Source organism: Halomonas sp. HL-93, assembly GCF_900086985.1.
Lineage (GTDB): Bacteria > Pseudomonadota > Gammaproteobacteria > Pseudomonadales > Halomonadaceae > Vreelandella.
The window spans coordinates 685,483-699,297 of the sequence record NZ_LT593974.1; the positions used below are offsets into that span (position 1 = coordinate 685,483).

Sequence of the window (13,815 nt, forward strand, 5' to 3'; positions counted from 1 at the left end):
AAGACCTTTCTTTTTCTTTTAAAGTGAAAAAAGCATCCGCTTATCACTGCGCATAGCAGTCGCTCTTTAAAAATGTATATCATGCTGACAGGAACGTGTTTTGAACACGTTCCTACGTAATTGTTTTGTGATACGTCTCAAGCGTATCCGGCAATCGTTATCATTGCGAGATACCAGACTCCTTCGGGTTATAGGGTCAAGCAATGAAGCGCACACGGTGGATGCCTAGGCAGCCAGAGGCGATGAAAGACGTGGAAGCCTGCGATAAGGCTCGGCGAGGTGGCAAACAACCTGTGACCCGGGCATTTCTGAATGGGGAAACCCACCGATCACAAGATCGGTATCCTGTCCTGAATCTATAGGGCCAGGAGGCGAACCAGGGGAACTGAAACATCTAAGTACCCTGAGGAAAAGAAATCAACCGAGATTCCCCCAGTAGCGGCGAGCGAACGGGGACCAGCCCTTAAGCATGTGACTGATTAGGCGAATGCGTTGGGAAGCGCGGCCGTAGCGGGTGATAGCCCCGTAGTCGAAAGTCTGATCATGTGAAATCGAGTAGGTCGGGGCACGAGAAACCTTGACTGAAGACGGGGGGACCATCCTCCAAGGCTAAATACTCCTGGCTGACCGATAGTGAACCAGTACCGTGAGGGAAAGGCGAAAAGAACCCCGGAGAGGGGAGTGAAATAGATCCTGAAACCGTGTGCGTACAAGCAGTAGGAGCCCCATCACTAAGCTTCTTCGTGATGTGGAACACCATCAGCCCCCGCTTGACGGTTAACGTTGCTTGCAACGTTCAACCCACCCAAACAAGCAGAGGTGGCTTAGTGATGGGGTGACTGCGTACCTTTTGTATAATGGGTCAGCGACTTATATTCAGTGGCGAGGTTAACCGTATAGGGGAGCCGTAGGGAAACCGAGTCTTAACTGGGCGACGCAGTCGCTGGATATAGACCCGAAACCGAGCGATCTATCCATGAGCAGGGTGAAGATTGAGTAACATCAATTGGAGGCCCGAACCAGGATCTGTTGAAAAAGATTTGGATGACTTGTGGATCGGAGTGAAAGGCTAATCAAGCTCGGAGATAGCTGGTTCTCCTCGAAAGCTATTTAGGTAGCGCCTCACGTATCACCGCCGGGGGTAGAGCACTGTTTCGGCTAGGGGGTCATCCCGACTTACCAACCCGAGGCAAACTCCGAATACCGGTGAGTGCGAGCGTGGGAGACACACAGCGGGTGCTAACGTCCGTTGTGAAAAGGGAAACAACCCAGACCGTCAGCTAAGGTCCCGAAATCCTGGTTAAGTGGGAAACGATGTGGGAAGGCTCAGACAGCTAGGAGGTTGGCTTAGAAGCAGCCATCCTTTAAAGAAAGCGTAATAGCTCACTAGTCGAGTCGGCCTGCGCGGAAGATGTAACGGGGCTAAACCAGGTACCGAAGCTACGGGTGCGTTCTTAGGAATGCGCGGTAGAGGAGCGTCGTGTACGCCGATGAAGGTGGATTGAGAAGTCTGCTGGAGGTATCACGAGTGCGAATGCTGACATGAGTAACGATAAAGGGAGTGAAAAACTCCCTCGCCGGAAGACCAAGGGTTTCTGTTCGACGCTAATCGGAGCAGAGTGAGTCGGCCCCTAAGGCGAGGCCGAAAGGCGTAGTCGATGGGAAACGGGTCAATATTCCCGTACCGGACATGGTTGCGATGGGGGGACGAAGAAGGCTAGATGAGCCAGGCGTTGGTAGTCCTGGTGAAAGTCCGTAGGCTGAGGGTTTAGGTAAATCCGGACCCTTAAGGCCGAGAGACGAGACGAAGACACCACGGTGTTGAAGTCATCGATGCCACGCTTCCAGGAAAAGCCTCTAAGCTTCAGATCATGTGCGACCGTACCCCAAACCGACACAGGTGGTCAGGGTGAGAATCCCAAGGCGCTTGAGAGAACTCGGGTGAAGGAACTAGGCAAAATGGTGCCGTAACTTCGGGAGAAGGCACGCCGGCGTATTGTGAGAGCCCTTGCGGCTTAAGCGAGAACCGGTCGAAGATACCAGGTGGCTGCAACTGTTTATTAAAAACACAGCACTCTGCTAACGCGCAAGCGGACGTATAGGGTGTGACGCCTGCCCGGTGCCGGAAGGTTAAATGATGGTGTTAGGATTCGTCCGAAGCTCTTGATTGAAGCCCCGGTAAACGGCGGCCGTAACTATAACGGTCCTAAGGTAGCGAAATTCCTTGTCGGGTAAGTTCCGACCTGCACGAATGGCGTAATGATGGCCACGCTGTCTCCACCCGAGACTCAGTGAAATTGAAATCGCCGTGAAGATGCGGTGTACCCGCGGCTAGACGGAAAGACCCCGTGAACCTTTACTATAGCTTCACACTGGACGCTGATGTTGCCTGTGTAGGATAGCTGGGAGGCTTTGAACTTTGGACGCCAGTTCGAAGGGAGCCAACCTTGAAATACCAGCCTGGCATCATTGGCGTTCTCACTCAGGTCCGTTATCCGGATCGAGGACAGTGTGTGGTGGGTAGTTTGACTGGGGCGGTCTCCTCCCAAAGCGTAACGGAGGAGCACGAAGGTACCCTCAGCACGGTCGGACATCGTGCAATGAGTGCAAGAGCATAAGGGTGCTTGACTGCGAGACAGACACGTCGAGCAGGTGCGAAAGCAGGTTCTAGTGATCCGGTGGTTCTGTATGGAAGGGCCATCGCTCAACGGATAAAAGGTACTCCGGGGATAACAGGCTGATACCGCCCAAGAGTTCACATCGACGGCGGTGTTTGGCACCTCGATGTCGGCTCATCACATCCTGGGGCTGAAGTCGGTCCCAAGGGTATGGCTGTTCGCCATTTAAAGTGGTACGCGAGCTGGGTTTAGAACGTCGTGAGACAGTTCGGTCCCTATCTGCCGTGGGCGTTGGATGTTTGAGAAGGGCTGCTCCTAGTACGAGAGGACCGGAGTGGACGCACCTCTGGTGTTCCGGTTGTCACGCCAGTGGCATTGCCGGGTAGCTATGTGCGGACGGGATAACCGCTGAAAGCATCTAAGCGGGAAGCCCCCTTCAAGATGAGACATCCCTGAGGCCTAGAGCCTCCTGAAGGGCCCAGCGAGACCAGCTGGTTGATAGGCACGGTGTGGAAGCGCTGCAAGGTGTTGAGCTAACGTGTACTAATGGCCCGTGAGGCTTGACCCTATAACACCCAAGGGGTCTGGTCGTGATGATAATGATGAAACCGGATACGCGCACTGAGCCAAGTGTTTAAGGCACAGGGCTTGGTAAGAGAGACGCCACAAAACACAGCATGATAGACATTTAAAGTTACGCCTGACGACCATAGCAAGCGTGAACCACCTGATCCCATGCCGAACTCAGCAGTGAAACCGCTTCGCGCCGATGGTAGTGTGGGGTCTCCCCATGCGAGAGTAGGTCATTGTCAGGCACTTATTTAGCGAAGCCCCGGCCGTTTGGTCGGGGCTTTGTGTTTAGGGGTCTCCCCATGAAGAGTATCGGAGCGCCGACCGGGTAACCGTCAGGTACTTATTTAGAAAAGCCCCGAGCACAGTGTGTTCGGGGCTTTTTGTTGCGCGGAAGAAAAACAGGGTCTCTCCCCATGGAGCGTCGCGGAGTGCCGGCCGACGGAAGGCCGCTCTGGTCGTCAGGTGCCTATATCACCGCAGAAACCCAGGCCAATAGGCTGGGGTTTTTACGTTATAAGTGATTTGTTACTGGCGGTGTGTATGTATGGCATCTAATATTAAGCAGCAATTGATTTTTTTATTACTGTGATAAAAGGAGCTTGATTATGTATAAAGGACTGAAAACGATTGGAGTTGCTATCTTGTTAGCTTTTCTGGCAGTTGGGTTAGCCGCCTGTGAAGATGAGCAAGGGCCAGCAGAAGAGGCTGGTGAAAATGTTGATGAGAGTATGGACGATGCCGGTGAAGAAATGGAAGAAACCGGAGAAGAGATGGAAGAAGCTGCTGAGGAAGAGTAAGCCTCTTATCTAACCTTATAAATACTGAAAGCCCTACTGCGTATACAGTAGGGCTTTTACGTTGTTAAACGCTAAAAATTAACGCCAGTCGACCCGATCAAAAATGCGGATGGCTTCTGGGTTGTTTTCTCCCAAGGCGTTAATATTCACGTCGTCTTTCTTAAAGTTGCCCCATGACTCAAGGACGGGATCACGCTTAACGCTATCCACGACGGGGAACTCATTGTTACCCGAGGCGAAAATCTCCTGGGCGGTATCGGATGCTAAAAACTCAAGGAATTGAACAGCATTTTCTTGGTTTGGAGCACCATCAACGACACCGGCACCACCAACGTTGACATGGGTGCCTCTTTCATCCTGATTGGGGAAGATAATGCCAACTTTGCGGGCAGCTTCGCGATCCGACTCATCATCTGATTTAAGCAGGCGAACATAATAATAATGATTAGCTACCGCGAGATCGCATTCCCCGCTGGCAACGCCCAGGATCTGGTCGGTATCACCGCCTTCTGGATCGCGTGCCATATTATCGACAATGCCCTGAGCCCACTCTTCGGCTCCTTCTTCGCCGTGATGCTCGATCATCGAAGCGAGCAGCGACTGGTTGTAGATATTGTTGGAGGAGCGAATGCATACGCTGTAATCAAGATCGTCGCTGGCCAGGTCTTCGTAACTGCTGATCTCGCTGGGGTCGACATTTTCACGATTGTAATAGATCGCCCGTGCACGCTGGCTAAAGCCGAACCAACGACCTTCGGGGTGGCGCATTGATTCGGGCAGGCGTTCATCAAGCACGTCTGACTCAATGCCTTGGAAAATACCATCCTGCTCTGCACGCCAGAGCCTGCCAGCATCGACCGTCAGCATAATATCGGCGGGGCTTGCAGCACCTTCGCGCTGGATGCGCTCGATCAACTGATCGGAATCGCCTTCCAAGATATTGACTTCAATACCGGTTTCTTCAGTAAATGCATCATACAGGCGCTCATCGGAATCGTAGTGACGAGCAGAGTAGACATTGAGCTCATCAGCTAACGCATGGCTAGCAAAAGCAGAGCTTGCGATAGCAACCGCGATAGGCGCGGTAAGGCGTGCAGTCTTCATGGGTGATCTTCCTGTTGTATGAATGATAATAAGTTGCATTATTAACGTGATGATTGAAGCGTTTCGTGCCGTTAACGTCAAGCCTATTAGCGTTGAAGCGTGCATATAGGACAAATAAAAAATAGAATGTTAATTACTTTCAAACGTATTCAGTGGTTCGCATTTCGTACAGGCGGCCCTCCAATAGAATGGTGGCGCAATGACGGCAACGATGACAGCTAAGCAAAAGGCGCTTAATGAGACCGCGCTTACGATGCATCAGGTTCAGCACGCTTTTGACCATCATATCGTTGTGGAAGGTGTGGATTTGACGGTAGCACCTGGAGAAGTGGTGTGCCTACTGGGCCCCTCAGGCTGCGGTAAAACCACATTGCTGCGTATCGCAGCGGGTTTAGAAACATTACAAGAGGGTAGCGTCAGCCTGCAAGATGAACAAATTGCAGCCCCAGGGTTGCGCCACGTACCGCCAGAGAAGCGTAACGTTGGGTTAGCGTTTCAAGACTCTGCGCTATTTCCCCATTTATCCGTGTTGGAAAACGTCACCTTTGGGCTCAAGCACCTATCCGCCAGCGATAGGCGAGAGCGTGCCGAGGAACTGCTATCGCAGTTAGGAATGGCGGACTATGCATCGAGCTACCCCCATATGCTCTCAGGCGGGCAACAGCAGCGTGTGGCGCTTGCTCGGGCTTTAGCCCCGGAACCACGTCTGATGCTTTTAGATGAGCCATTTTCAAGCCTTGATGCTCGACTACGAGACCGTATACGCGATGATACATTGCACGTCTTAAAAAAGGTCGGGGCCGCGACCTTGCTTGTTACCCACGACCCTGAAGAAGCGATGTTCATGGCTGATCGAATTGCGCTTATGCGCGATGGGCGTATTGTCCAGACAGGCACTCCGAGAGAGTTATATTGCTCACCCAACGACCCTTTTGTGGTGACGTTTTTTGGTGAGGTCAATGAGATTGAGGGAGTAGTGGAAGATGGGCACGTTGCAACGCCTGTTGGTTGGGTACCGGCTGAGGGGTTTGCCAACGGCACTGGCGTTAGGGTGATGATTCGCCCTGAAGCCTTGCGTGTCATTGAGCGTGACTTACCCACTAATATTCATACGCATAGTCATATTGTGATGGCCAAGTTGCTAGGTCGCAGCAGCTTGCTGCATTTATGCGCACATGCAGAGAATGGCCAGGAAGCTCACCTGCACGCACGGGTGCCGGGGGTCTTCCTTCCAGCCGAAGGGCAACCTATCGATATTCATTTGGATTTGTCGCAGGTATTTGTGTTTCCCCGTTCAGCCGAGGATAGCTTGCCACACTAAAATAGTGTTTAGGTGTTACGGCGACGCCCCTGGGCGTGAGCGCCGCATAGCCATACTAAGCAGTATCACCGGCAGGATGCCGACCACAACGATGGCCAGTGATGAGGTGGAGGCCTCAGCTAGGCGCTCATCAGACGCTAGATTATGCGCTCTCACCGCTAACGTATCGAAATTGAACGGTCGCAGAATGACGGTGGCGGGAAGCTCTTTCATGACATCGACAAACACCAAAATGCCTGCTGCGAGTAAGCTGCTGCGCATTATAGGGGTATGTACATAACGCAGCGTGCCGCCGGCGGTTTGGCCCAGGGTGCGAGACGCGGCATCCATGCTCGGGGTGACTTTGCCGAGACTGGCTTCAACGGCATTAAAAGAAACCGCAAGGAAGCGCACTAGGTAAGCGTAGAGTAAAATAAATGCTGAGCCGCTAAAGATTAGGCCGACGATCTGACCGTTATAAGCCTGCAAGCCTGTATTGATGACGTTATCCAACCACGCAAATGGAATTAAAATGCCTACCGCGACCACCGAGCCGGGAATCGCATAGCCCATTGCAGCAATACGGGTGGTAAATCGCGCGAGCGGGGTATCGTGTACCCGAACGCCATAGCTGAGTAGCACCGCTATGCCGACTGCTATCAAGGCTGCTATAGCCGACAAACTGAGGCTATTCCACGCAAAACCAATAAAGCGTGGCCCCCATAGCGTATCCCCTTCAGTAAGCGCTAAGTTAAGCAGGATGCCACTAGGCAGCAGAAATCCAATGGTGATTGGTATGGCACAAGCTACGGTAGCGGCTATCGCCCGCCATCCGTGAAGCGCGTATTCGGGCAATTGCTGGTACCGGTTGGTGGTGTGGAAGTAGCGCCGTTTGCCGCGTGACCAGCGTTCCAGTAACACCAAAACAATGACGAAGCTGAGTAAGCACGCAGCCAGCTGGGCAGCTGCCACGGGCTCGCCCATACCAAACCATGTGCGGTAGATACCGGTAGTGAAGGTATCTACCCCGAAAAACTGTACCGCACCAAACTCATTGAGTGTCTCCATAAGTACCAGCGATACGCCGCCTACCAATGCCGGGCGTGCTAACGGTACTGCAATGCTGAAAAATAGCCGCCACGGGCCGCGCCCTAAGGTGCGGCCGACATCGAGCACACATACCGATTGTTCTAAAAAGGAAGCGCGGGCTAATAGATAAACATATGGATACAGAACGACAGTGATAAGCGTAGCGGCGCCGCCTAACGAACGGACATTGGGAAAATAGTAATCGCCGTGTTGCCAGCCAAATATTTCGCGCAAAAAGCTCTGAAACGGGCCTGCAAACTGAAGAAAATCGGTATAAGCGTAAGCGATTACATAAGTGGGGACCGCTAAGGGGAGTAGCAATGCCCATTCAAATAATCGCTTGCCTGGGAAACGGCACATAACAACGAGCCAAGCGGTACCCGTGCCGATAATCAGGGTTCCGATACCCACCACCAGAACAAGCCAAAAGGTGTTGTTCAAATATCGCGTTAAGACAGTGCTGGCGAGATGCTGCCAGACGCCATCGGTAGGCAGCGCGATATGAGTGAACACGACAATGACGGGTAGCGCGACCACGAGTGCGACACCGGTTAACACCATGGTCCAGAGGTTCCAGTTTTGCTGAGGCCTGCGCCGCTTTGCGGCTAACTCACCAGGAGTAGAGCGGGACAAGAGAAGGCTCCTTGCAAAAGCAAACGGACATCGCAGCGATATGCGGCGCACACGGCGTGGAATAGTACCATTGGCAGCCGCAAGCTGCAGCCGCTTAGGAAGCACCGGAGGGCACAAAAAAGCCCGGTAAAGTACCGGGCTGAACTTAGCTTAGCGACGTCTGGTTAGTAGCCGACCATTAAGCTTGGCAGGCCGGTAATCAACCAGGGGAATATGGCCATTAGCACACAGGCCAGTAAGATCAGGGCAACGAATGGTACCACTGCTTTGTAAAGGTCAAGCGTCTCAACGCCGGGCGGAGCCACGCCTTTTAAATAGAACAGCGCGTAACCGAACGGTGGTGTCAAAAATGAGGTCTGTAACACCACAGCTACCATGACCACAAACCACAGCATGTCGACTCCCATGGTTTCCACGATCGGAAGCATGATCGGAAAGCTCAGCAGCACGATGCCGGTCCAGTCCAGAAACATGCCCAGGATAAACACCAGGAAAAGCATCAGAATTAACGCGCCAATGGTGCCTCCAGGCATTGCTAGCACCAACTCGCTGATAACATCCATGCCACCGCCGCGTGAGAAGACACCGGTGAAAGCGGTAGCGCCCACCAGCACCAGCATTACCATGGTAGTGGTTTTGCTTGCTTCAATAAGGGTGTTGAAACACGTTTTAAGCTGGCGATCACCAAAAATCATAAACAGCATGAAGGCGATAAAAACACCAATTGCCGAGGCTTCGGTGGCTGTGGCAATGCCGGTGAAGAGTGCACCAAGTACCCCTAGGATCAGCGACATGGGTGGCAGTACATATTTCGCTAGCATGATGAGCAGCTCGCGAGTGCTAACACCTGCCCGTTCCTCAGCGGGTACAACAGGCCCATATGATGGCTTTAGATGACAAATAATCAGCACGTAGAGCGCATACATGGCCCCCAGCATTAACCCGGGCACCAGGGCGCCAGCAAACAACGCGCCCACGGAAACCGGCGAATAGCTTGCCATCAAGATCAGCATAATGCTGGGCGGAATCAATATGCCCAAACAACCACTCGCCATGATAACGCCGGTACTTAATCCTTTGTGGTAGCCATATTTGAGCATGGGGACCAGGGCAATCATGCCCATCACCGCAATGGAAGCGCCCACGATGCCTGTCGTCGCAGCAAGCAGCACCGAAACCACTACGACTGTCAGTGCTAACCCACCACGTAGGTTGGCGAGCAACAGGCGCATGGCGTCAAACATTTTTTCGGTAACGCCTGAGTCGTTCAAAAAGCGTGCCATGAGGATAAAGAGTGGGATGGCGACAAGAACGTAATTATCCATGGCGTTGCCATAAACGTTATTGATCAACGTCCCCATAACTTGTGTGCCTGGACCTAAAAATGCGCCAACTACTGCGACACCACCCAGTACAAATGCCAATGGGTGGCCCATGAAAAGGCCAATCATCAAGCCACCAAACATTACTAACGTCAGCATTTCGGGGCTGATGTTCATGTCGTGGCCTCCTCGCGTAATTGGATAATGGCGCGTAGCACAATCGCGATCGCTTGAAGTAAAATTAGCACTGCTGCGACCAAGATAACTCCCTTAACGGGATACACTGGAATTGACACCATGCCGTAAGTGGTTTCACCGCGACTGAAAGAGCGTATGAAGAAGCTCCAGCCCTGATTGATAAACATCCAGATGAAGGGCACGAAAAACAGCGCGTAACCCACAAGTGTCAAGACCGCCTGTTTGCGGTTGGATAACAGCCTTTTCAGCACATCGACTTCAACATGCACATGGTGGCGCAATCCATAAGCAGCCATCAGCATGAAATGGGCACCAAACAACATTTTGGTGACATCGAAAGCCCAGTCGCTGGGGCGCCCGAGAAAAAAGCGCATCGCCACGTCGTACAGCACGATCAGCGTTATCAGCGCAATTAACGGTGCCACGATACGTCCAAACAGCTCATTAAACGTATCGATGGCTTTAGCAATCGCATACATGGAGGTTCTCCAAGTTCCGCACTTAAGATCGCCTCAGCGCACTGCGCTGAGGCGATCTTTTAACCAGGGTTTAGAGGCAGGCTTCGATTTCTTCGAGGTCGGGAAGGTTGCTGATAGAGCGACTCATGTTGAAGGGCACCGTGAGATCACGCCAAGTGGCGTAGTGCTCCATGTAGCTCACCATTGAATGGTAGATCTTGGCGTGCATGGGGTCTTCGCAAGCGCCTTCGACAATCACCCGGTTGGTGATGTTTTGAATTTCTTCAAGGTCTTCGGCGGGCAGCGGGTGGATTTCCATGCCGTCTTCGATGAATTTTTCGGTAGCTTCGGTGGACTCACGCTCAGACCAGGCAAGTGACCAGGCCATGGTGGCTTCTGCGGCGATTTTTAGCGCTTCTTGGGTATCTTCCGACAGCTCATCCCAGGCGTCTTTGTTGATCATTACACCGAAAACACTGGCAGACTGGTGCCAGCCTGGCACTGACCAATGCTCAGCAACTTCGCCAAACCCAGCCTTATAGTCGACCCCCGGCGTTGAGAATTCGCCAGCGTCAATCACGCCGCGCTCCAGCGCTTGGTATACTTCACCACCCGCGAGGGTGACTTGTGAACCGCCGAGTTCTTCAAGCACCCGACCCTGGTCGCGGCCAGACAAGCGCAGCCGTTTGCCGTCGAGGTCGGCAATGCTTTCAATAGGCGTGCCACCCATGAAGCCTGATTCGTTATTGGTAATGCCGTAAGGCAAATACACCATGTTGTAGTCGCCATAGACTTCTTGATAAAGGTCCCAGCCGCCCCACTGCAGGATCCAGTTCATGTAGTCCACGCCGTTAAACAAGCTTGACGTAGTGGCTAGGGGTGAGAATGCCGGGCTGCGGCCTGCCCAGTAGCCGGGCCAATCGCCAGCGGCTTCAATGCTGCCGGTTTCTGTGGCATCAAATACTTCGGTACCAGGCATCAGTGTGCCGCCTGAGCGGAAGTTGATTTCAAGCTCATCACCGACCAGGCGATTAACCAGATCAACCCAGTGCTCATCAATTTTGATCAAATCCAGGTTGTCAGGCCACGTGGATGTCATGGTCCATTCTTGTTGGGCGTGAGCGGTCGAGGAGATTGCCGCCAGTGCAACACCGGCCGCTAGGCTTGTAATGGCAAACTTGGCAGTTTTTTTCATGTTGTAGGTCCTGTTGGTTGCCGTTTTGATTTATTTAGAGTTTTTAGATGCAGTTAGTGCAGTTGGCATGCGTTACGTTTACGTAAAGGGGTATGTTGCCCTGCATGGTTAAATTAGCACACTCAGGCCATTGCAATGCAATATCAGTGATTGGCTAAATCGAGGGTCAAAAAATGCTTGTTGAAACATTATTTTTCTCATAAAAAACATTTTGTTAGCGTTTTTTATAGCGCCGGTGGCGAAGGCTTCTAAGTGTGAAAAACGTTGAAAGGGGCGCTTAAGTGCAACCAAAGTTGTAAGCTGTTTGCCTATTGAGGAGACTTTATGCCGCCTTTATTTAATGACACTGAAGTGGTGTCACGATCAATCGCGCTGCTGGTTCGGCATGCAGAGCGATTAGCGAGGCGGCGCTGGCGTCAGCTTGTCTGGCTACAGGGCGATACAGAGCGTTGCCAAGCGCTTGCTGTCGCACTGTGGCAGGCGCAATCTTGGTGCTCGCCCTTGTGGGTGGCCGAAGGTGCCCCTGTCACTCCTGCGCTCAAAGCTGGTCGGTCCACTACCCGGTTAGGCTCTGAGCATCAGCTTGTGGTTGTTGATGCTCACTCTGCCGCTGGTGGCTTCAATCCTGATGCGCTGGGTGCAATAGGGGGAACGTTGGCAGCAGGCGGGCTATTGGTGCTGATAACACCCCAAGGCTGGGGGCAGCAGCCTGATCCTGACTACGCTCGTATTGCTGATTACCCCTGGCAGTGGTCAGCGCTTTCGTCTCATTACCTAGCACGCCTTGCCAATCAACTGGCCACATCGGCGGATATTATTCACTGGGCCCCCGATACCTTCCCAAGGCTTGGTCGGCTTCGCGCCGCTCCGCAAGCCTTTGAAACTCCTTTAGATACAGAGTGCATTACCAGGGATCAAGCGGCCGCCGTTAGCGCCTTGGTGAGTCTTAAACGTCGTCGGCCTTTGGTGATGACAGCCGATCGGGGGCGAGGTAAAAGCGCAGCGTTGGGCATAGCCTGTGCCCGATTATTGCAGACGAAAACATCGCGGGTGGTTGTCACCGCGCCGGGCCTAGCCGCAGTGGACAGCATGTTTGCGCGAGTAGCGGCCCTGTGTCCAGACGGGCAACGTATCGCCACTGATCGATTTGTTCTCGCCAACGGAGCAGAGCTTCTGTTCATGAAGCCCGATGCGCTTAGCGAGCAGGTAAAAGCCGGCATCTTAGGCGGCGATGGCAGCTATTTAATGGTCGATGAAGCCGCTGCGCTTCCGCCGGCGTTATTGACGCAGTGGTTGGCGGCCTTTCCAAGAATTGCCTTTGCGACCACCGTGCACGGCTACGAAGGTTCGGGGCGGGGGTTCGCATTGCGCTTTCGTCACGTGCTGGATGCTCAGACGCCGGATTGGAAGGCGATAACGCTTAACACGCCGGTACGTTGGCAGGCAGAGGACCCCCTAGAAGCAACGCTTAATCAACTATTGTTGTTGAAAGCCCCGTTGCCAGCAGCAAGTACAGTGTTACCGGCATTGCCTTCATCGCAGGAAGTGAGCAGGGAGATGCTGGCCCAGCACGAGGGAGAGCTTGCTCAACTGTTTGGTCTTTTAGTGCAGTCTCATTATCGCACTACCCCAAGCGACTTACGCCAGTTGCTGGATGGCCCCGACATGGGATTGCGCGTTGTTGGTCAACGCTCTCAACCACAGGCGGTGCTGGTGACCCGGGAAGAGGGCGGTTTTGCGCCAGCGCTTGCCGAACAGGTTGCGCGCGGTGAGCGTCGGCCCCAAGGGCATTTGATGGCGCAGTCGCTGGCGGCGCATTCAGGCTGCCGTGAGGCATTGACGGCACGCTGGCGGCGTGTAGCGCGGATTGCCTGCCACCCAAGCCATCGTCGTCAAGGATTAGGACGAGCGCTACTGCGCGATGATCAACGCCAAGCCGCCCATCAGGGCATTATGCTGTATGGCGCGACCTTTGGTGCCGATGCCGGGCTGGTACGTTTTTGGCGCGCCCTAGGGTTCGTCACAGTACGTCTAGGGGTGACACGTGAAGCGTCAAGCGGCGAGTTTGCGGTCATGGTGGCATGCGCCTTGAATCAGGAGGGAGAGAAGGTGCTGAATACTCTGCGCGAGCGGTTTGCCGCCTTGCTGCCTAGCTTACTCGCCTTTGAGCTGTCGCGTTTACCCGCAGCGGTTGTGAGCTTGGTGATTAACGAACTGCCTGAAAAGCCGTTAACCGAGGTCGAGTGGCAGGATATTGATGATGTGGCGACAGCATACCGGGCGCCGGCACTGGCTCGGGCGTCCTTGCAGGCTTTGGCGCGCGAAGCGAGTCGCTGGCCGCTAACGGATGCGGGTCAACTAGCACACCAGCAACTCGCCACCTGGGCCTTCCAGAATCAACCGCTAGCCGATGCGCCGGGCGACTCCGTACGAGCTCTGCGGGAGGTTGTAAAAACGTTAAGGGCCCAACGGCCGCTTTCCCCCACCGCCGTGGACCGTTAAAGTAAATGGGTTATCCATGATAAAGA

At 53.5% G+C, this 13,815-nt stretch carries 8 protein-coding genes and 2 rRNA genes; 5 read left to right on the forward strand and 5 right to left on the reverse strand.

Translation table 11 applies throughout. The annotated features are described in order from the left end of the window. The first annotated feature begins 194 nt into the window (after nt 1–194). The 3 genes from GA0071314_RS03065 to GA0071314_RS03075 all read left to right on the forward strand — a co-directional run bounded on the left by GA0071314_RS03065 (nt 195) and on the right by GA0071314_RS03075 (nt 3,988). Nucleotides 195–3,186, forward strand: a 23S ribosomal RNA gene (locus GA0071314_RS03065). Nucleotides 3,187–3,317: 131 nt separating this feature from the next. Next, nucleotides 3,318–3,433, forward strand: a 5S ribosomal RNA gene (gene rrf, locus GA0071314_RS03070). Between the two features lie 363 nt (nt 3,434–3,796). After that, a complete protein-coding gene (locus tag GA0071314_RS03075; protein ID WP_074395265.1) occupies nt 3,797–3,988 on the forward strand; it encodes a hypothetical protein in 192 nt (63 codons plus the stop codon). Between the two features lie 78 nt (nt 3,989–4,066). Here the strand turns inward: GA0071314_RS03075 and GA0071314_RS03080 are convergent, their stop codons facing one another. Then, nucleotides 4,067–5,092, reverse strand: coding sequence for a Fe(3+) ABC transporter substrate-binding protein (locus GA0071314_RS03080; protein WP_074395266.1), 1,026 nt, complete (start codon nt 5,090–5,092; stop codon nt 4,067–4,069). A 199-nt stretch (nt 5,093–5,291) separates the two neighbouring features. Between GA0071314_RS03080 and GA0071314_RS03085 the strand changes: the two genes are divergently transcribed. Beyond that, complete coding sequence (locus tag GA0071314_RS03085) at nt 5,292–6,413, forward strand: ABC transporter ATP-binding protein (protein ID WP_074395267.1); 1,122 nt, start codon at nt 5,292–5,294, stop codon at nt 6,411–6,413. Between the two features lie 15 nt (nt 6,414–6,428). On the opposite strand, the gene GA0071314_RS03090 is transcribed toward GA0071314_RS03085, so the two are convergent. The 4 genes from GA0071314_RS03090 to dctP all read right to left on the reverse strand — a co-directional run bounded on the left by GA0071314_RS03090 (nt 6,429) and on the right by dctP (nt 11,287). Continuing rightward, entirely contained in the window at nt 6,429–8,042 is a 1,614-nt protein-coding gene (locus GA0071314_RS03090; protein ID WP_082934190.1) for an ABC transporter permease, read from the reverse strand. 236 nt (nt 8,043–8,278) lie between these two features. Next, nucleotides 8,279–9,613 (reverse strand): TRAP transporter large permease, encoded by a 1,335-nt coding sequence (locus tag GA0071314_RS03095; protein ID WP_074395269.1) that lies wholly within the window; start codon nt 9,611–9,613, stop codon nt 8,279–8,281. Then, entirely contained in the window at nt 9,610–10,113 is a 504-nt protein-coding gene (locus GA0071314_RS03100) for a TRAP transporter small permease subunit (protein ID WP_074395270.1), read from the reverse strand. The genes GA0071314_RS03095 and GA0071314_RS03100 overlap by 4 nt, the downstream gene beginning before the upstream one ends. A 70-nt stretch (nt 10,114–10,183) precedes the next feature. Then, entirely contained in the window at nt 10,184–11,287 is a 1,104-nt protein-coding gene (gene dctP / locus GA0071314_RS03105) for a TRAP transporter substrate-binding protein DctP (protein ID WP_074395271.1), read from the reverse strand. 324 nt (nt 11,288–11,611) lie between these two features. Between dctP and GA0071314_RS03110 the strand changes: the two genes are divergently transcribed. Next, complete coding sequence (locus GA0071314_RS03110) at nt 11,612–13,789, forward strand: tRNA(Met) cytidine acetyltransferase TmcA (RefSeq protein WP_074395272.1); 2,178 nt, start codon at nt 11,612–11,614, stop codon at nt 13,787–13,789. The last annotated feature ends 26 nt before the right edge of the window (nt 13,790–13,815 follow it).

Coding starts and splice junctions, on each gene's coding strand:
- GA0071314_RS03090 (WP_082934190.1), bottom strand. CDS start 8,042: ATGGTGTTAACCGGTGTCGCACTCGTGGTCGCGCTACCCGTCATTGTC.
- GA0071314_RS03110 (WP_074395272.1), top strand. CDS start 11,612: ATGCCGCCTTTATTTAATGACACTGAAGTGGTGTCACGATCAATCGCG.
- GA0071314_RS03085 (WP_074395267.1), top strand. CDS start 5,292: ATGACGGCAACGATGACAGCTAAGCAAAAGGCGCTTAATGAGACCGCG.
- GA0071314_RS03095 (WP_074395269.1), bottom strand. CDS start 9,613: ATGAACATCAGCCCCGAAATGCTGACGTTAGTAATGTTTGGTGGCTTG.
- GA0071314_RS03100 (WP_074395270.1), bottom strand. CDS start 10,113: ATGTATGCGATTGCTAAAGCCATCGATACGTTTAATGAGCTGTTTGGA.
- GA0071314_RS03080 (WP_074395266.1), bottom strand. CDS start 5,092: ATGAAGACTGCACGCCTTACCGCGCCTATCGCGGTTGCTATCGCAAGC.
- GA0071314_RS03075 (WP_074395265.1), top strand. CDS start 3,797: ATGTATAAAGGACTGAAAACGATTGGAGTTGCTATCTTGTTAGCTTTT.
- dctP (WP_074395271.1), bottom strand. CDS start 11,287: ATGAAAAAAACTGCCAAGTTTGCCATTACAAGCCTAGCGGCCGGTGTT.